Below are 18,664 nucleotides of genomic sequence, written 5' to 3' on the forward strand. Positions count from 1 at the left end.
GGTGGCCGGGTGCGGGTGGTGACCCGGGCGACGGCGGCCGATCCGGACGCCTTGTTCGGCCTCATCCCGGGTGAGGGCGTCTCGGTGCTGGAGGTGGTGCCGTCCCTGCTGCGCGCGGCGCTCGATTCCTGGGACATCGCGGGTGACGAGGTGAAGCTGCCCGGTTTGCGGTGGCTGGTGGTGACCGGGGAGGCGTTGCCGCCGGATCTGTGCGCGCGGTGGTTCCAGCGGTTCCCCGATGTGCCGCTGGTCAATGCCTATGGTCCGACCGAATGTTCGGACGATGTGACGCATGCGGTGCTGCGCGCGGGCGGCGACTACTCCGGGGTCCGGGTGCCGATCGGCCAGCCGGTGCGCAACACCCGCCTCTACGTGCTCGGTGACGAGTTGCGGCCGGTGCCCGCCGGGTCCGTCGGCGAACTCTACGTCGGTGGGCTCGTGGTCGGGCGGGGGTATGTGGGTGATCCGGAGCGGACGGCCGCGGTGTTCGTGGCGGATCCGTTCGGTGAGCCGGGGACTCGGATGTACCGCACGGGCGACCGGGTGCTGTCGCGTCCTGACGGTTCGCTGGAGTTCGTGGAGCGGCGGGACTTCCAGGTGAAGATCCGCGGCCACCGCATCGAACTCGGCGAGATCGAAAGCACGCTGAACGGCCACCCCGCGGTCACCGACGCCGTGGTCGTGGTGCACGGTAAGGAAAAGAGCGACCAGCAACTGGTGGCCTACGTGGTGCCCGGCGAGCCGATCGAGGCGGCCGATCTGCGCGGCCACCTCGCCGATCTGCTGCCCGCGTACCTGGTGCCCAGCGCGTTCGTGCTCCTCGACCGGCTCCCGCTCACCGCGCACGGCAAGGTCGACCGCAAGGCGCTGCCCGCGCCCGAAGCAGAAGTGGACGCGGTGACCAGGGCACCGCGGACCCCGGTCGAGGAGATCCTGTGCGGAATCTACGCCGACGTGCTCGGGGTCCCCTCGGTCGGCATCGACGACGATTTCTTCGCACTCGGCGGGCATTCCCTGCTGGCCACCGCGGTGGTGAGCCGGGTCCGCTCCGCCCTGGACACCGAACTCGCGGTGCGGGAACTCTTCGAGGCCCGGACCGTGGCCCGGCTGGCGGGTCGGCTCGCGTCCGCCGGGCGGGCCCGCGCCGCGTTCCGGAAACTCGATCGTCCCGAACGGCCGCCGTTGTCCTTCGCGCAGTTGCGGATGTGGTTCCTCAACCGGCTCGAAGGCGAGCAGGGCGGCTACACCATCCCGCTCGCGGTCCGGCTGTCCGGCGACTTCGACCGGGCGGCGCTCGCCGCGGCGCTGGCGGATCTGGTGGCCCGGCACGAGATCCTCCGCACGGTGTTCCCCGATGCCGACGGCGTGCCGCACCAGCGGGTCACCGACGCCACCCCGGCCCTCGAGGTGACCAGCCTGCCGGAAAGCGAACTCGCCACCGCGCTGGCCGCGGCGGCGGCCCGCGGTTTCGACCTCGCGGTGGACCAGCCGTTCCGCTGCACCTTGTTCGCCGTCGGCGCGGACCACGTGCTGCTGCTGGTGCTGCACCACATCGCGGGTGACGCGTGGTCGGTCGACGTCCTCGCGCGCGATCTCGCGACCGCCTACCAGGCGCGGTTGCGGGGCCGGGCGCCGGACTGGGCGGAACTGCCCGCGCAGTACGCGGACTACGCGGTGTGGCAACGCGAACTGCTCGGCGACGAGGGCGACCGGGACAGCGAGCTGAACCGGCACCTGGCCTTCTGGCGGGAGGCGCTCGCCGACCTCCCGGCCGAGCTGGACCTGCCGCTGGACCGGCCCCGCACCGCCGCGACCGCGTACCGCGGCGGCACCGTCGACTTCGACGTGCCACCGGAGGTCCACAAAGGACTGAAGGCGCTGGCCGCGCGCACCGGGGCGAGCGTGTTCATGGTCGCGCAGGCCGCGCTCGGGGCGCTGCTCACCAAACTCGGCGCGGGCACCGACATCCCGGTGGGCAGCCTGGTCGCGGGCCGGACCGACGAGGCCGTGCACGATCTCGTGGGTTTCTTCGTCAACACCCTCGTCCTGCGCACCGACACCAGCGGCGACCCCCGCTTCGCCGAGCTGGTGGCACGCGTGCGGGAAACCGACCTCGCCGCCTACGCCCACCAGGAACTGCCGTTCGAGCGGCTGCTGGAACTGATCCAGCCCGCGCGTTCGCTGTCGCGGCAGCCGCTGTTCGGCGTGATGCTGTCCTTCTACGAGGTTCCGGAACCCGGATTCTCCCTGGGCGGGCTGCACGTGCGATCCGAACCGCTGGAACGCACGCACGGGAAGTTCAAATTCGACCTCACCTTCCAGCTGGGGGAGCGGCGCGGGGAGGGTGGCCTGGAAGGGGCCCTGGAATACAGCGCCGACCTGTTCACCCCGGCGACCGCGGAACTCTTCGCGGAACGGTTCGCCCGGCTGCTCGAGGCGGTCGCGGCCGATCCCGATCTGCCGCTGAGCCGGATCGACGTGCTCACCGAACGGGAACGCCGGGTGATCGCCGACTGGCGCACGGCGGCCGAAGCGCCCGCCGAACTCCCCGGCGCCGGGGACGCGGACCTGCGCATCCGGGTCAACCGGCTCGCCCGCGCCCTCCTCGCACGAGGAGCGGGTCCGGAGAAGATCGTGGCGATCGATCTGCCGCCGTCGCCGGAACGACACGTGGCGATGCTGGCCGTCCTGGCCGCCGGGGCCGCGTACCTCGTCCTCGATCCGGACCGCCGCGCCGAGCAGCTCGCCGGCACGAACCCGGTGTTCGTGCTGCGCGGTGACCTGGAAGCGGCCGAATTCTCCGGCGCCGAACTGACCGGTCCGCCACCCGCCCCGGACCACCCGGCCTGGGTGAGCTACCCGACCGGATCGACCGAGGCGGTGGTCCTGACCCGGGGGGCGCTGGCCACCGGCATCGCCGCGGCACGCGGAACCTTCGGCGCGGGCGACCGGCTCCTGGCCCCGGACGCGGACTACGCCGTTCCGGTGGTCCTGGCCGCGCTCGGCGCGGGCGCCGCGGTCGTCATCGCCGGGCGGGACGAGGTCCGCGACCCGGCGGCGCTGGCGCGGCGCGTCGAAGCCGAGCGGCCGACCGCGCTGCTGGCCACCCCGAGCCTCGCCAAGGTCCTCACCGCGCGGCACGCCGAGGCACTGCGGAGCCTGCGCGTCCGCACCATCGGCGAGGAAACCGCCGAGTACCGCGGTCATCCGGAAACCGGGTACCTCTCTCTCGCCGACCGTCCGGTCGCGAACATCCGGGCTTACGTCCTGGACGAGCGCCTGCGCCCGGTGCCGCCCGGGGGCCGCGGCGAGCTGTACCTCGCCGGTGGCGGGCTGGCCCGCGGATACCTCGGCCGGGCCGCCCGGACCGCGTCGCGGTTCGTCGCGGATCCGTTCGGACCACCCGGTTCCCGGATGTTCCGCACCGGCGACCTGGCGAAGTGGCGTCCGGACGGCGTCCTCGAGTTCGCCGGACGCGCGGGCGAGCGGACCACCGTCCGCGGGTTCGCGGTGCGTCCGGTCGAGGTCGAAGCGGCGCTCGCCGGATGCCCGGGCGTGGCGGCCGCCGCGGTCGTGGTGCGCGACGAGCGGCTGGTGGCCTACCTGATTCCGGAGGGCCGGGTGGACTCCGCGGCCATCCGCGACCACCTGGCGAAGACGCTGCCGGACTACCTGGTGCCTTCGGCCTTCGTCGAACTGGACACGTTCCCGCTGACCGGCGCGGGACGGCTGGACCGGGCCGCACTGCCCGCCCCGGCCGCGCCGGACCGGGCGGGGCCGAGTTCGCCCGCGGCGCGGATCCTGCGGAACGCCTTCGCCGAAACGCTCGGGCTGGCCGAGGTCGACGTGGACGCCAGCTTCTTCGACCTCGGCGGGAACAGCCTGCGGTCCGTCCGGCTGGTGGCGCTGGCCCGGAAGGCGGGGCTGCGGCTCACCGTGGCCGACGTGCTGACCCACGGAACGGTCGAACGCCTGGCCGAGATCGCCGAACCCGGCGCCGCCGAGGAAGCGCTGGTCGACCCGTTCGCCCCGGTGCTGCCGATCCGTCCCGCCGGAACCGGCGCGCCGCTGTTCTGCGTGCACGCCGGGCTCGGCCTCAGCCTGCCCTACCTCGGCCTGGCCGCGCATCTCGGCGACCGCCCGATCTACGGGCTCCAGTCGCCGAACGTCGACGGCACGGGCGCGTTCCCGGCGAGCGTCGAGGAGGTGGCGGCCGAATACCTCGGCCGGATCCGGGAAATCCAGCCGCACGGGCCGTACCACCTGCTCGGCTGGTCGTTCGGCGGGCTGCTGGCCTACGAGATGGCCGTCCAGCTGCAGGCCGCGGGCGAACAGGTGGCGAGTCTGTCTATTCTGGACAGTTATCCGGTCGAGGACGAGACCGTGCGGACCGAGCGGGAACTGCTGACCAGCTTCCTCGAACACGTCGGCTTCGACGGCGCGGAGTTCGCCGGTCGCGAGTTGACCGCCGCCGACGTGATCGAGGTGCTGCGCCGCGGGGACAGCAGGCTCGCCGACATCGGCGAGCGGCGGATGCGGAACGTCCTGGCGGTGATGAACAACAACGCGGTGCTCGCGCACAAGTACCGGCCCGGCCGCTTCACCGGGAAGGTGCTGCTGTTCGTCGCGACCGCCGGGCTCACCAAGAAGGCGGTCGCGGAGCAGCCCCGCCGCTGGAAACCGCTGGTCGACGGGACCGTGCGCGTGCGCCGCGTGGACTGCGGCCACGAGTACCTGATGCATCCCGGGCCGCAGGGCGCGATCGGCGCCGTGCTGGCCGCCGAACTGAACCGGTCGACCAACAAGGGGGAACTGTGAGCGTAGTGTCCACTGTGGATTCCCGGCGGGCGGCGCCGCCGGCGGCGATGGCCGTGGAGACGCTGGCGCTGGCCGCGCGGCGCCTGACGCACCTGCGCAAGGTGCCCGGCCGGTTGCTGGCCATCACGCTGAACTCGCTGATCACCATGCTCGCCATCGGGTACGTGTTCAAGGACGCGGTGCTCGTCCCCGGCGGCGGCAGCTATCCCGAGTTCCTGCTGCCCGCCGCGCTCATGCAGGTGGGGCTGGCCAGTATCGCCCCCACCGCGATCGCGGTCGCGATGGACCTCAAAGGCGGCCTGACCGACCGGTTCCGGTCCCTGCCGATCACCCGGCCCGCGGTGCTGATCGGGCACACCCTCGGCGACCTCGTGGTCGGCCTGATCGCCCTCGCCGTGGTGGCCGGGTTCGGTTTCCTGGTCGGCGGCCGCGTGCACACCGGTTTCCTGCCGCTGCTCGCCGGGCTCGCCCTGCTGGTCGTGTTCCTCTACGCGATGATCTGGGTCGGCGTGCTGCTCGGGCTGTCGATGAAGAACCCCGAGTCGATCGACGGCGTTGGCGCGATCGTCACCCTCGGGCTTTCCTTCCTGTCCAACGCGTTCATGTCGATCGACCGGCTGCCCGCGTGGCTCCGCCCGATCGCGGAATGGAACCCGGTCAGCTCGGTCACCAACGCCTGCCGCGAACTGTGGGGCAACCCGATCGCCGTCGGCACCGGATTCCCCTCGCAGCACCCGGGGATCGTCATCGCCGTGACGCTCGGCGTGGTGTTCGTCGGCGCGACCTTCCTCAGCTTCCGCCGCTACCGCACCGCGGTGTGACCCCCAGACCACGAACCGAACGGAGTGCCCGACATGACGAATCCCTTCGACAACCAGGACGGAACCTTCCTGGCCCTGGTCAACGCCGAAGAGCAGTACTGCATCTGGCCCGCCTTCGCGGAAGTCCCGGCCGGCTGGACCGTGGTGCTCGGCGAGAGCACCCGGGAGCAGACGCTGGCCCACGTCTCGGAGAACTGGACCGATTTGCGCCCGGCGAGCCTGCGGGAATCGTGATGGCCAACGACATCGCGATCGAGGCCGAGGGCCTGCGCAAGCGGTACGCCGACCACGAGGCCCTCGCCGGGGTCGACCTCTCGGTGCGGGCGGGCACGGTGCTCGGCCTGCTCGGCCCCAACGGGGCGGGGAAGACGACGACCGTGCGCGTGCTCGCCACCCTGCTGCGGCCGGACGCCGGGCGCGCCGCGGTCGCCGGGTTCGACGTCGTCGCCGAACCCAAGCAGGTGCAGCGGCGGATCGGCCTGGCCGGGCAGTACGCGGCCGTGGACGAACTGCTCACCGGCCGCCAGAACCTGGTGCTGCTGGGCACCCTGCTGCACCTCGGCCGACGCCGGGCCCGCGCCCGCGCCGCCGAACTGCTCGAGCGGTTCGACCTGACCGCGGCCGCGGACCGTTCGGTGGGCACCTACTCCGGGGGCATGCGGCGGCGGCTCGACCTCGCGACCTGCCTCATCGCCCGCCCCTCGGTGCTGTTCCTCGACGAGCCCACCACCGGGCTCGACCCGGCGAGCCGGATGACCCTGTGGACGATCGTCCGCGAACTCGTCGACGAGGGCGTCACCGTCCTGCTCACCACGCAGTACCTGGAAGAGGCGGACTACCTGGCCGACCACATCGTGGTGATCGACACCGGCCGGGTGATCGCGGAGGGAACCGCGGACGAGCTGAAGCGCAAGGTCGGCCAGGAACGGCTCGAGGTTTCGGTGACGCATCCGGGCGGTCTCGCCCCCGCGGTCGCCGCGCTGTCCAAGGTGACCATCGGCGCACCCGTGGTGGACGAGCGCAAGCGGAGCATCGCGGTCGAACTCGTCGACAACGCGGGCGGAATCGCCGCCGCCGCGAACGCGCTGCGCGAAGCGAACGTGGAGTTCAGCGACTTCGCGTTGCGGCGCCCCACCCTGGACGAGGTCTTCCTCGACCTGACCGGCCGCGCGCCCACGGACTAAGGATGGGGGTCGTGAGTGGACAGGGCGAGTAGCGCCGCCCGCGACACTCACGACTCCCGGCGGGCCGCCGGTTTCCGGTCCCACCAGCTCAGCCGCCCGCCGACCGAGATCAGCGCGGGCAGCACGAGCACCCGGACCACCACCGCGTCCACCAGCAGCGCCGCCGCCGCGCTCCAGCCGAAGGCCCGGAATTCCCCGGTGCTGGCGAGTCCGAACGCGACACACGCCCCGAAGGCGATCAGCACGCACCCCCCGATGGCCCCCGCGCTGCGGCGCACCCCGCGGGCCATCGCGTTGCGCGGGGACATCCCGGTGAGCGCCTCGCTGCGGAAGTGGTGCAGCAGGTACACGTGGATGTCGGTGGACGGACCGGCCAGCACGACCAGCAACGCCATCGGGGCCCAGGCCGGCACCGGGGTGACCTGCGAGGCCAGCAGCCCGAGCGCGACCAGCGCGGACAGGATCGCCAGCAACGTCGTCGCCAGCGCCACCAGGATCGGCCGGAACGCGATCAGCAGGACCAGCACGGACAGCGCGATCATCAGCAGCAGCGCCAGCACCGCGTTCGGCGAGAGGTAGGGCGGGCAGGCCGGATCGGCCTCGGCGCAGGCGGCCGCCGAGAGCAGGCGGACCAGCCCGGACAGCGCCAGCAGGGCGAGCACCGGGGTCACCATCCGCGCGGCCGCCAGCGGAACGTGCCGGGCCACCCACCGCGCCCAGGACGGCGGCGTCCGCTGGAACGGGCGCCGCACCGGGACCCGGATCAGGGCGAGCAGCGCGGGCAGCAGGGTGAGCGCGGCGCAGGTCGCGGTCGCGACGACCAGGATCGCGCCGAACGCCACCGGGGCCAGCATGGCGTCCCCGACCAGGTACAGCCCGGTCATCGAGAGCAGGATGGCGATCCCGGAGACCAGCGCGGTCCGGCCCGCGGTGCTCGCGACGACCTGGGCCGCGTCCGGTGCGCGGTGCCCCGCGGCCACCGCTTCCTGGTGCCGCCGCACGGAGAACAGCAAGTGGTCGACCGAGACCACGACACCCAGCAGCACGACGACATCGCAAGCCAAGGGGGACACCGGAAGCGTGGGGGACAGCAGTACCAGCAGGCCCAGCGCGGCGCCGAGCACCGAGGCGACGAACAGCGCGGCGACCACGGTCAGCAGCACCGAACCCAGCACCGCCAGCAGGAGGAGCAGCACCACCGGGGTGCCCAGTGCGACGATCCGGCCGGGATCGGTCGCCACCACCGTTCCGGCCTGCCCGGAGCCCTGCGCGAACCGCAACCCGGAGCGCGTCGCCCCCAGCACCACCGACGCGGTGAACATCAGCCAGGCCGTCAGCGTGCGGCCCGGATGCTCGGCGCACCAGCGCGCGGTACGCGCAATCCATGGCAATTCCAAGACCGCCCCCTTGTCCGTTGCCGCCACCGGCGATGGCCGTGCGGCAGGGATCTAGACCAGATCTCAGAATGGCGTGCCGTGATCGTCCGCACACTGGGCGTGTCACCCCAGTTTGGGGTGGTGCTAGGTCCCGAGCCGGGCGGGGCCTACCACCCCGTGCGGGGCCCGCGGTTCCAGCACTTCCTCGCCGTAGAGATCGGCGGCCCACTGGTCGTGGTAGACGGTGTCCAGGTAGCGGTCGCCGAGATCCGGAGCGACCGCCACCGCGGTGACCGCCCGGTTGCGGGCGAGCCAGCTCAGCGCGCCGCTGACCACGGTTCCGGTCGAGCCGCCGAACAGGAACCCGCCGCGCACCAGCATCCGGCAGGTGCGGACCGTATCCGCCTCCGGCACGTGCACCACATCGTCCACAAAGGACGTATCCAGCAGGGCAGGCCGGACCCCGGTGCCGAGGCCGGGGATCATCCGCGGCGCGACCGGGGTGCCGAAGGTGACCGAGCCGACGGTGTCGATGGCCACCAGCCGGGTGGCCGGCCGGTGCTCCCGCAGGTACCGGGCGACGCCCATCAGGGTGCCGGTGGTCCCCGCGCCGATGAACACCACGTCCGCGTCCGGGAAGCTGCGGGCGATCTGCGGACCGGTGGTGCGGTAGTGCGCCTGCCAGTTGCCGGGATTGGCGTACTGGTTGAGCCACAGGTAACCGTCGCGTTCCGCGCACAGCCGCCGCACGTGGTCGATCCGCGCGCCGAGCAGGCCGCGTTCCGGATGCGGTTCGGTGATCACGTGCACCCGCGCGCCGAGGGTCTGCATCAGCTGGCGGGCGCCGAGCGTGCACCGCGAATCGGTGACGCAGACGAACCGGTAGCCGCGCCCGGCCGCGACCAGGCTCAGCGCCACCCCGAGATTGCCGGACGAGCTTTCCACCAGCGTGTGCCCGGGCCGCAGTGCGCCGGACCGCTCCGCGGCGGCCACCATCTCGGTGGCCGCCTTGAGCTTGATGGAACCGGCGAAGTTGAACCCCTCGCATTTGAGGTAGAGCGGAAAGCCGGCGAACCCGCGCAGGTCGACGAAGAGATCGTCGACGTTGAACTCCTGCGGTGTCGTTATGATCGGCACGGGTTCACCGCTTGCCGTACCGGTCGAGTTCGAAGAAGAAGTCGGCGATCGTGGTCAGCTCGCCCGCCTGCCGCAGCTGGTCGAAAACGTGCTTGCCGACCGCGAGATCCAGGACGCCGAGCCCGAAGGGGGAGAAGACCAGCGGGCGGTCCGGCGCCGGGGAGAGCCGCCCGGTCAGCACGTCGTGCAGGGTGCCGTCCAGGAAGTCGCGCCCGCCGGTGGCCTGTTCGGCCAGGTGCACCGAGGTGTTCGCCTTGAGGCAGTGCTCGACGTCGTCGACCACGTTGGTGGCGGCCAGGATGACCTCGGGGGACAGATCGCGCAGGGACACGTGCAGTACCAGCGGGGCGTGGTCGAACCACGACGGGTCGTGGATGTGCGGTTCGCCCGCGACGGTCGCGAACACCACGAGATCGCTCGCGCGGATCAGGTCTTCCGCACTCGGGTGCACGGTGACCGCACCCTGCCCGGCGCCTTCCAGGTAACCCCGGAAGCCGCCCGCGTGCGCGGGATCGAGGTCGAACACCCCGGCCTCGTCGAAGGCCCAGCCGCTGCCCGCCAGGTACCGGTGCACGTAGCGGGCGATGAGCCCGGTGCCGACGAAACCGATCCGGCGCGGGCGATCCCGGTCCCGGCTCAGCCAGTCCGCGGCGAGGGCGGCCGAAGCCGCGGTGCGGGTCGCGCTGATGATCGAACTCTCCATGCACGCCAGCGGGTAGCCGGTCACCTGATCGTTGAGCACCAGCACCGCGGACGCGCGGGGGAGCCCGGTCCGGATGTTCTCCGGGAAGCTGGAGATCCACTTCATCCCGTCCACCGCGATGTCGCCGCCTGCCGACGCGGGCAGTGCGATGATCCGCGAGGTCGGCCGGTCCGGGAACCGGAGGAAGTAGGAGGGCGGGTTGACCGTGTGCCCCTCGCCGTGCAAGCGGTAGGCCGACTCGATCAGCTCCAGGAGCAGCTTTTCCTGTCCCGCGAGGACGTGGTGGACCTGAGCCCCCGAGACGACGGCGAACTCCGGAACGGTACCGGACTCGATCATGTTCACTTTCCCCTTGCGACTAGTGTTGAAGTTCGGCGAGACGGCCGGTGATCCGGGTGTCGAGCGCGTCGAGTTCGTCCGCCGAGGCGGCGATGAGCAACCCGTAGAGGCGCCCGGCGAACGGCTCCCCGGCGGCCGGTTCGGCCCCGGCGTTCACCGTGGCGAAGTTGTTCACCAGCAGCCCGTCGCCGGTGCCGCCGAAGAGCAGGTCGCCCAGGACCGTCCGCACCCGGCCGAACGGCAACGGCGTGGCCAGGCGCAGCGGGTAGTGCCGGGCCATCGCGAAGGCGCCGTCCGGGACGAACCGTTCCTGCAGCGGAACCTGGTAGGTCGACATGTTGTTGCGCGCGTTTATCTCCAGCACCGGGAAGATCCCGCCGTCCGGTTCGACCAGCGCGTCCACGCCGACCACGCCGTAGTAACCGTCCGCGGCGAGCCGGGCGCCGAGCACCTCGGCGGCACGGGTGATCGCCGCCAACTGGGCGTCGTCCAGCCGCGCGGGGATCCGATGTCCCTTGTGGACACCGCCCTCGGTGATCGCCTCCTTGACGAAGTCGAAGTGCGCCGAGCCGTCGCGGCCGACGGTGAACTGGTAGTTCAGGTCGGTCCGCTTGTCCACCCAGTCCTCGAGGACGAACGCGATCCGCTCGCGGCCCGCGCGCCGGGCGGTCTTCTCGATCATCCGGTGCAGCCGGTCGAGGCGGTGCCTGCTCGTGACAACGGAAATGCCCTTGCCGGAGACCCCGAACGCCTCCTTGAGCACGACCTTGCGGCCGGTGGCGAGCACCTCGGCCGCCCCGGTCACCGCTTCGGCGAGTTCCTCGAGGGTGTCGCAGGCCCAGCCGCCCGGCTGCCGCAGGCCCAGTTCGTCGGCGATCCTGCGGCTGTAGACCTTGCTGTTGACCGCCTTGCACCGCGCGGCGCCGGGCGCGGCGAGCGGCACGCCGGTGCGCGCGGACAGCTCCTCCTCCACAGTGGACACACCGTGGGCGAGCAGGTGCGCGCCGCCGGCGGCGAGCCCGGCCAGCGCGCGCAGCAACGCGGGATCGGCGAGCGCGTCCCGGCTGACGTTGCGCGCCGGATCGGACTCCGCCGCCACGTGGATCTCCGGCAGGTCGAGGCCGAGCTCCTCGAGGTAGGCGCGGTAGCCCGGATCGGGGGCACGTTTGAGCACCACGTGATCGCCCTTGCCGCCGAGCAGCAGGGCGAACTCGTCCATGCGGTTGACCACCGCGGCCCCGCCGGACGCGGACACCCGGGGCAGGCCCTGCTCGTCCGCGGCCCACTCCTCCTCGACCTCGAAGTTGCCGAGGAAGACCAGGGGTGGTTCCGCGGAGCCCAGGACGGCCTCCTTGAGGCGGGGGATGAAGCCGGGCTTTCCGGTGTCGTCCATGATTGCCCTTTCGCTCAGACGACCAGGCCGCCGTTGATTTCGAACACGCTTCCGGTGACGTAGGCGGCGCGGTCGGAGACCAGGAAGGCGACCAGTTCGGCCACCTCCTCCGCGCGGCCGAAGCGGCGCAGCGGAATGCCCCGCAGCATCCTGGTGCGCGCCTGCTCGCTGAGTTCGCCGAGCATGTCGGTCTCGATCATGCCGGGGGCGACCGCGTTGACCCGGACCCCGTACCGGCCGACCTCCTTGGCCAGTGCCCGGGTGAAGCCGATGACCCCGCTCTTGGACGCGGAGTAGTTGGTCTGGGTCGGGTTGCCGTACACCCCGGAGACCGAGGACAGCGTGACCACGCTCCCGGCCCGCCGCTTGATCATCCGGAACACCGCGGGGCGGCACACGTGGTAGACCCCGTCCAGGTTGGTCCGCAACACCTGCGACCAGTCCGATTCGGCCATCAGCGCGAGCGAACCGTCCCGGGTGATCCCGGCCGAGGTGACCACCGCGTCCGGCGGGCCGAGCTCGTCCGCGGTCCGGTCGACCCAGTCCGACACCGCCGTGTGGTCGGCGACGTCCACCTGGGCGCCGATCACCCGCACCCCGAGGTCGAGCACCTCCTTGGTGAGCAGTTCGGCCGCGTCCCGGTCGCTGCGGTAGCAGAACCCGAGGTCGAACCCGTCCTGGGCGAGCCGCAGCACCACGGCCCGCCCGATGCCCCGGGTTCCCCCGGTTACCAGCGCGACCCTGTTCTCAGGCACCCGGCTCACCGCCCAGTTCGAACAGCGCGCAGGCCACCGAACCGTCGTCGTCGCACGCGGTCACCACGGCGTGATCGCGTGCGCCCCGCCCGGGTTCGGCCACCGAGAGCACGGCCGCGAGCTGGAAGAGCGCGGTGGCCGAGGAGGTGTCGCCGATCAGCCCGGCCGGTGGCACCCGGTCGACGACCTCGTCGCCGAACAGCGCGCGCAGCGCGATCGATTCGACGGCGGTTCCGTCCGCGTCGAGGAAATCGCTGCCGGTGGCCGCCCAGACCCGTTCCGCGGGCACACCCGAGCGCTCGAGCAGGCTCCGGACCGCCGTGCCGATGGCCCCGGACAGATCGCTGTCCAGGCACACCCGCGATTCCAGCCCGGACAGGGTGGCCAGCACGGTCCGGCCCGCGCCGACCCGGTCGGCGGGTTCGAGGAGGAACATCGCGCAGCCCTCGGCCATCACCCGGACCGCGCCACCGTTCGCGCGCCGGTGGTGCTCCAGCCAGGACCGGGCGCTGGAGTACTCCTCGGCGGCGCCGCAGAGCACCTGGCCCGCCCGGCCGGTGCGCAGCAGCCGCCGCGCGTAGTTCAGCGCCTGCAGGCCGGTGGTGCGCCCGGCCGCGATGGTGGCGTTGGGCCCCTTGAGCCCGTGCCAGATCGCGGCTTGCCCGGCGGCGCAGTTCATCACGCACCCCGGCACCGCGGCCGGTTCGACGTGATCCGGTTTGTCGCCGGTCAGCGACGCCCGGGTCAGGTCCATCATGCTCTGCGCGCTGCCGGTCGTGGTGCCCAGCACGAACCCCACGTCCTCGCTGCCTTCGCCGGGCGCGACGCCGATGTCGGCGAGCAGGTGCTTCGCCGCCGCGACGGTCAGCCCGCTGACCCGGTTCATCGCGCGGGTTCCCTTGGGACCGAAGAACTCCCGCGGGTCGAAGCCGGGCACGGTGCAGGCGGTGTCCTCGGGGACGTCCGGATGCGCGGTGGCCGCCGTACCGCGGCGTGCCCGGATCCCGCCGGCGAACGCCGCCCGGTCGTAGCCGTACGGGGAGATCGCCGTCCACGCCGAAATAACGGGTGCGCTCATGCCGATGCCTCCTGGCCGTCGTAGCGGCCCAGCAGCACGACGGAGTTGTTCCCGCCGAAGGCCCAGCCGTTGTTCTGCACGATCCGCAGATCCGCCTCGACCGATTCGTTGGGCACGCAGTCGACCGCGCAGTCCGGATCGGTCTCGACGTGGTTGATGGTGGGCGGGATGAACCGGTCGGTGATGGCCACCGAGCAGCCGATCGCGGCCAGCGCGCTCGCCGCGCCCATCGAATGACCGAGCATCGACTTCATCGACACCACGTGCGGGACGTGCTCGCCGAACAGGTCCCGGATCGCGGCGGCCTCGGTCATGTCGTTGGCCTTGGTGCCGGTGCCGTGCGCGGAGATCAGGTCCACCTCTTCGGGTTTGACCCCGGCGTTCGCCAGCGCCAGCTCCATGCAGCGGGCGATCCCGCCGCGGTGCGGGGCCACCGGGTGGTGCGCGTCGCAGGAGAGCCCGTACCCGAGCACCTCGGCGTAGATCCGGGCGCCGCGGGCGAGCGCGGAGTCGAGGCTCTCCAGCATCAGGATGCCCGCGCCCTCGCCGGTGAGGATGCCCATGCGGTTGCGGTCGAACGGGCGGCAGCAGTCGGGCGCGATGCTGCGCAACCGGTAGAACGAGGTGAACGTCTTGCGGCACACCGCGTCGGCGCCGCCGCACAGGGCGAAGTCGGCGTCGCCGAACCGGATCGCGTCGAAGGAGTTCCCGATCGCGTAGTTGCCGGCCGAACACGCGGTGGCGATGGTAGCGGTTTCCACATTGGACAGTTCGAGCTCGCGGGCGATCGAGGTGGACAACCGGCCCGCCGAGACGCGTCGCGCGAGCGCGGGGCTCATCGACGCCGCGCCACCGGCGATCTCCATCTCGACCATCTTGTCGATCTCGTGCGACTCACCGTCGGTGCTGCCCACCGAAACCAGCCCGCGCGCCGTCCGGAGGGCCTCGGCGGACACTCCGGAATCCTCGACCGCGAGCCGGGCCGCGGCGGCGGAGAACCGGCTGGCCCGGCCGAGTTCGCCGATGTCCACCTGGCGAATCCAGCGCTCCGGCTCGAAATCGGTTACCTCGCAACCGTTGGTGTGGGCGAAACCGGTGGTGTCGAACACCGAGATCGGCCGGACGTTGCTGCGCCCGGCGCGCAGTGCGGCGCGGAACTCGGTGACCCCGACACCGATGCTGGAAACGACACCGCATCCGGTGATGACCACCCGGCGACCGGGCTCGACCCCTTGCGACGACATGGTTTCCTACCAGCTGGCGGATTCGGAGACGACCTCGTACACGTTGCGCACGCTGGTCATCCGCGCGAACTGCGCCTGGTCGATGGTGATGCCGAACTTCTTCTCCAGCGCGGCGAGAACATCCATCAGGGCAAGGGAATCCGCCTCGTGCTCCTCGATGAAGTGACTGGTTTCGGAGAGCTGATCGGGTTCGAGCTCGAGGTGCTCGCAGACGATCGCCCGGATCTGTTCCATACGTTCAGAGACTGCCGTCGTCATAGCGACTCCCGATCAAAATGGACGAAAGGCGAAAAGTGCCGTGGCCAGCGGAGAAGTTAGCCAGATTCGGTGACAGCCGGATGACGGGCCGCTGACAACGGCGCCTGTCGGTGACCTGTCAGCACCCGGTCATCGGCGCTCGCCATGATCGGCGTTGCGCAGCCAAGGAGGTCCGCATGAGTAGTGATGTCACCGAGTTCGCGCCCGGAGCGGACCCGGCGCGCGGTGAGCGCGGTGCCGCGTGCCCGCGCCCGGGACACGCAGCACCGCTACCTGCCGTGGTGACCCCGGAACCTAGTCCAGGACTCGATCCTGCACCAGGATCGCCTGGTAGAGCTGGCGCAGCGCGCGACCCGGTTCGAGCCCGAGTTCGGCGCGGAGCCAGTTCCGGGTGCGGTGGAACACCGAGACCGCCTCGCTCTGGCGGCCACTGCGGTAGAGCGCGAGCATCAGGTACTCGCTGAGCCGTTCCCGCCCGGGGTTTTCGACCACGAGCTGCTTGAGCTCGTGGACCACCCCGCGTTCCTCGCCGACGGCCAGCCGCGCACCGATCAGATCCTCCTGAACGGTGAGCCTGCGTTCGTCGAGGTGGGTGGCGGCCGCGCGGCAGCGGGTGCCCTCCGCCACGTCGAGCAGCGCCGGGCCCCGCCAGAGCAGCAACGCTTCCCGCAACACCCCGATCGCGTCGTGCGGCCGGGACTCGGCCAGGCCGGCGCCGTGCCGGGCCAGACTGAGAAAGCGGTGCGTGTCGACGGATTCCGCGGGAACATCGAGCAGGTAGCCGCTGCTGACCGTGCGGACGAGTTCCTCACCGCCCTGGCCGGTGATCGTCTCGAGCAGCTTGCGCAGCCGGGCGATGTTCGCCTGCAACGCGTTGCGCACGTTGGACATCGACTTGTCCGCCCAGAGCTCGTCGGTGATCTGGTCGAAGGACAGCGCACTGCCCGGCGACAGCGCGAGCAGCGCCAGCACCGACCGGACCTTCCGCGAGCCGACTCCGAACCTGCGCCCGTTGTGTTGCAGCGACAGAGAACCGAGTAACTCAATTTCCATTTAGTTGACCCCCCAGCCCTTTATCCGGTGACGAAGTCCCTCCCCGACTCCCGCACCGGCCACTGAAAATTTCTCAAGATCGTGGCAGGAGAATGGAAATTCAGGTACCTCCGTTTGGAGCAAAAAATGCGGCTACTATCCGGTAGGCTTGGAAATACTGGTTAGTAGTAATCCCGTTTGTCCACTTTGCTGAAAGCGGATGCCAAGATCGAAAGGCTGGTGGTGCTAACCCTACCTCCGCTGGTGGTGCTAGGTCTACCAGGCGTCGGAAAAACTGTACCCAGGTGCCGAAACTTCCGGGAACCTCTCGTCCTCGCCTCGCGTCCAACGGAAAGGTGGAGCCTTGCTGAACTAATAGTTGACCGGCAATGCCTTTGTATCCAATTACCGAGTGTGATTGGAGCGGTCGGGCGGGTAATGGTGCCATTGGCTATTTGACCGCAACGGTCGCCGATGTCTATCTCTTTTGCGTAACGCTCGTCAGATACCGGCTGATCCACCAAAGTCGTCAGTCCTTCGCGGTGGCGTCGGCCGCCTCGGCGGCTGCCCGGCTCGGGGTCGGGTTCCCGCCGCGTCCCCGGAAGAGGAAGCAGCCCAGCGCCGCCAGGACGAGCACCGCGGCGCAGGCCAGTAGCACCACCTGCATCGCGTGCACGAACCCGGTCGCGAACGCTTCGTGGCCGAACCGGTCGAAGAGGGCGGTGTCCCCGGGCGAGAGGCCGTCCGGCACCGGCGGCGGGCTGAACCGCTCTCCTCCGGCCACCGTGCTCTCGACGAACCGCGCGCGCAGCCCCGCGGGCAACTGGCTCGCCCGCTCCTCGGCCGCGCTCCGGAGGGTAGAGCTGAGGCGGGCGGCCAGGACGGCGCCCAGAACCGCGGTTCCGAGCACGCCACCGACCTGCCGGGTGGTGCTGGCGACCCCGGACGCGGCACCCGCGAGTCGAGGCTCGACACCGTCCATTGTGACCTGTTGCAGCGGTGCGAAGGTCGCGCCGCTGGCGAGGCCGGCGATCACCAGACCGGGCAGGAGCTGCCACGCGCTGGCGTCCGGACCCACCGCCAGGACGATGACCACCAAGCCGAGCGCGAGCGTGGTCAGTCCCGCCGCGAGGATGAACTTGCCACCGAACTTGTCGGACAACCGGCCGGCGTAGGCCGAGCCGAGCGCGGCGAGAACGGCGTTGGGCACGAGGACCAGCCCCGCTTCCAGCGGCGAGTACCGCAGCGCCAGCTGCAGGTAGAGGACCAGCACGAAGGCGATGCCGATCATGCCGAGCTGGAAGACGAAACCGACCCCGTTGCCGACCGAGAAGTTCCGCTCGGCGAACAGCGCCAAGGGCACCAGCGGTTCGCCGCGCTGGACCCGCTGCCAGGCGACGAACAGCACCAGGAGCAGCACACCGCCGACGATGAGCGAGGTGACGCTGATCGGCCCGCTGATCGTTCCCCAGTCGTAGCGCTCGCCCTCGATGAGGCCGAACACGATCCCGCTCAGCCCCGCGGTGGCGAGCGCGATTCCGGCCAGGTCGACCTTGTGCGTGCGGGTGAAGCGCAGTTCCGGGGCGAACACCAGGGCCAAGGCCGCGGTGAGCACCCCGATCGGAACGTTGATGAAGAATATCCAGCGCCAGCTGAGGTGGGCGAGGATGAAGCCGCCGATGACCGGGCCCACGATCGGCGCGAAACCCACGATCGAACCGAAGACCCCGAATGCGCGGCCACGCAGTCGCGGCGGGAAGATCGCCAGAATCGACGAGATCACCTGGGGGAAGAGAATCGCGCCGCCCAGCCCTTGGAGCACCCGTGCCCCGAGCAGCAGTCCCGGCGAATCCGCGAGCCCGCAGAGGGCGGACGCGACGGTGAAAACGGAGATACCGATCAGGAAGAGGCGCCGGTACCCGAAGATGTCTCCGAGCCGCCCGGTCGTGATCAGCAGTACCGAGAAGACGAGCAGGTAGGCGTCGACAACCCAGAGAACCTGGTCGTACGAGGCGTCAAGGTCGTGGATCAGGGTCGGGATGGCGATGTTGACGATGGATCCGTCCAGCAACGACATGAAGAAGCCGACGCAGAAGATGCCGAGTACCAGCCATGGCCGTCGCGTCGGCGGCTGCTCGGTGCGATTGTTTTCCGGCATTCCGATTACCTCCATGAGAAAGGCATGAATATTCCAGCGGGCGTCGCGAAAGAAGGGCGACGAGTTAAGGCCGGTTCATGAATTTCGGAAAACTGCCGGATTTTCCTGGTGAAGGAATGCTTTCACCGTGGGTGGAAGACATACTCGTCCCATTGTCACAGCCATCACAGAACACCTTGTCAGGATGTGGTGTGACCCCCACCTTCCTCGTGCCATCGGACACGGGGAAACTGGTTGGCGAGGCTTCGAGAGAGCCCACGGTGAGATGTCGAGACGAAGCCTAACACAGGGTGTGCGGCGCACCGCGCACGAGGGTCCTGGCGCCCGCCCGGTCGTGCGGCTATTCGCCGATCTTCTTCGAACTCAGC

At 70.7% G+C, this 18,664-nt stretch carries 14 protein-coding genes; 4 read left to right on the plus strand and 10 right to left on the minus strand.

Going from position 1 to position 18,664, the window contains the following annotated elements; all coding sequences use genetic code 11:
* Positions 1-9 precede the first annotated feature (9 nt).
* From FXO23_RS46790 to FXO23_RS46805, 4 genes are read left to right on the plus strand one after another with little or no spacing between them, the layout of a single operon-like run.
* On the plus strand, positions 10-4,818 hold the full coding sequence (locus FXO23_RS46790) for a condensation domain-containing protein (protein ID WP_281356742.1): 4,809 nt from the start codon (positions 10-12) through the stop codon (positions 4,816-4,818).
* A complete protein-coding gene (locus tag FXO23_RS46795) occupies positions 4,815-5,639 on the plus strand; it encodes an ABC transporter permease (RefSeq protein ID WP_246258520.1) in 825 nt (274 codons plus the stop codon). Before FXO23_RS46790 ends, FXO23_RS46795 begins: the two co-directional genes overlap by 4 nt.
* A 33-nt stretch (positions 5,640-5,672) precedes the next feature.
* The gene (locus FXO23_RS46800) at positions 5,673-5,873 is read left to right on the plus strand and encodes an MbtH family protein (protein WP_158894996.1); all 201 of its coding nucleotides are present in this window, start codon (positions 5,673-5,675) and stop codon (positions 5,871-5,873) included.
* Positions 5,873-6,823, plus strand: a complete 951-nt coding sequence (locus FXO23_RS46805; protein WP_158894998.1) for an ATP-binding cassette domain-containing protein — start codon at positions 5,873-5,875, stop codon at positions 6,821-6,823. Before FXO23_RS46800 ends, FXO23_RS46805 begins: the two co-directional genes overlap by 1 nt.
* 47 nt (positions 6,824-6,870) lie before the next feature.
* Here FXO23_RS46805 and FXO23_RS46810 read toward each other — a convergent pair whose 3' ends face one another.
* The 10 genes from FXO23_RS46810 to FXO23_RS46855 form a co-directional block, all read right to left on the minus strand.
* A complete protein-coding gene (locus FXO23_RS46810) occupies positions 6,871-8,220 on the minus strand; it encodes an MMPL family transporter (protein WP_158895000.1) in 1,350 nt (449 codons plus the stop codon).
* A gap of 123 nt (positions 8,221-8,343) precedes the next feature.
* A complete protein-coding gene (sbnA, locus tag FXO23_RS46815; RefSeq protein ID WP_158895002.1) occupies positions 8,344-9,336 on the minus strand; it encodes a 2,3-diaminopropionate biosynthesis protein SbnA in 993 nt (330 codons plus the stop codon).
* A gap of 4 nt (positions 9,337-9,340) precedes the next feature.
* Positions 9,341-10,378: a 2,3-diaminopropionate biosynthesis protein SbnB gene (gene sbnB, locus FXO23_RS46820; RefSeq protein WP_158895004.1), complete on the minus strand. Its 1,038-nt coding sequence runs from the start codon at positions 10,376-10,378 to the stop codon at positions 9,341-9,343.
* A 19-nt stretch (positions 10,379-10,397) separates the two neighbouring features.
* On the minus strand, positions 10,398-11,771 hold the full coding sequence (locus FXO23_RS46825; protein WP_158895006.1) for a preATP grasp domain-containing protein: 1,374 nt from the start codon (positions 11,769-11,771) through the stop codon (positions 10,398-10,400).
* A 14-nt stretch (positions 11,772-11,785) separates the two neighbouring features.
* Entirely contained in the window at positions 11,786-12,526 is a 741-nt protein-coding gene (locus FXO23_RS46830) for a beta-ketoacyl-ACP reductase (RefSeq protein WP_158895008.1), read from the minus strand.
* On the minus strand, positions 12,519-13,604 hold the full coding sequence (locus tag FXO23_RS46835; protein WP_158895010.1) for a beta-ketoacyl synthase N-terminal-like domain-containing protein: 1,086 nt from the start codon (positions 13,602-13,604) through the stop codon (positions 12,519-12,521). The genes FXO23_RS46830 and FXO23_RS46835 overlap by 8 nt, the downstream gene beginning before the upstream one ends.
* Positions 13,601-14,848, minus strand: a complete 1,248-nt coding sequence (locus FXO23_RS46840; RefSeq protein ID WP_158895012.1) for a beta-ketoacyl-[acyl-carrier-protein] synthase family protein — start codon at positions 14,846-14,848, stop codon at positions 13,601-13,603. Before FXO23_RS46840 ends, FXO23_RS46835 begins: the two co-directional genes overlap by 4 nt.
* A 6-nt stretch (positions 14,849-14,854) precedes the next feature.
* On the minus strand, positions 14,855-15,082 hold the full coding sequence (locus FXO23_RS46845) for an acyl carrier protein (RefSeq protein WP_246258522.1): 228 nt from the start codon (positions 15,080-15,082) through the stop codon (positions 14,855-14,857).
* Positions 15,083-15,400: 318 nt separating this feature from the next.
* Positions 15,401-16,159, minus strand: coding sequence for an AfsR/SARP family transcriptional regulator (locus FXO23_RS46850; RefSeq protein WP_158895016.1), 759 nt, complete (start codon positions 16,157-16,159; stop codon positions 15,401-15,403).
* Positions 16,160-16,667: 508 nt separating this feature from the next.
* A complete protein-coding gene (locus tag FXO23_RS46855) occupies positions 16,668-18,296 on the minus strand; it encodes a DHA2 family efflux MFS transporter permease subunit (protein ID WP_158895018.1) in 1,629 nt (542 codons plus the stop codon).
* Between the last annotated feature and the right edge of the window lie 368 nt (positions 18,297-18,664).

The sequence above is a fragment of the Amycolatopsis anabasis genome (assembly GCF_009765355.1).
Taxonomy (GTDB): domain Bacteria; phylum Actinomycetota; class Actinomycetes; order Mycobacteriales; family Pseudonocardiaceae; genus Amycolatopsis; species Amycolatopsis anabasis.

Excerpts from the sequence above, each read along its gene's own strand:
- FXO23_RS46800 (WP_158894996.1), top strand. The coding sequence starts at position 5,673 with ATGACGAATCCCTTCGACAACCAGGACGGAACCTTCCTGGCCCTGGTC.
- FXO23_RS46805 (WP_158894998.1), top strand. The coding sequence starts at position 5,873 with ATGGCCAACGACATCGCGATCGAGGCCGAGGGCCTGCGCAAGCGGTAC.
- sbnB (WP_158895004.1), bottom strand. The coding sequence starts at position 10,378 with ATGATCGAGTCCGGTACCGTTCCGGAGTTCGCCGTCGTCTCGGGGGCT.
- FXO23_RS46825 (WP_158895006.1), bottom strand. The coding sequence starts at position 11,771 with ATGGACGACACCGGAAAGCCCGGCTTCATCCCCCGCCTCAAGGAGGCC.
- FXO23_RS46835 (WP_158895010.1), bottom strand. The coding sequence starts at position 13,604 with ATGAGCGCACCCGTTATTTCGGCGTGGACGGCGATCTCCCCGTACGGC.
- FXO23_RS46840 (WP_158895012.1), bottom strand. The coding sequence starts at position 14,848 with ATGTCGTCGCAAGGGGTCGAGCCCGGTCGCCGGGTGGTCATCACCGGA.
- FXO23_RS46845 (WP_246258522.1), bottom strand. The coding sequence starts at position 15,082 with ATGGAACAGATCCGGGCGATCGTCTGCGAGCACCTCGAGCTCGAACCC.
- FXO23_RS46850 (WP_158895016.1), bottom strand. The coding sequence starts at position 16,159 with ATGGAAATTGAGTTACTCGGTTCTCTGTCGCTGCAACACAACGGGCGC.
- FXO23_RS46855 (WP_158895018.1), bottom strand. The coding sequence starts at position 18,296 with ATGCCGGAAAACAATCGCACCGAGCAGCCGCCGACGCGACGGCCATGG.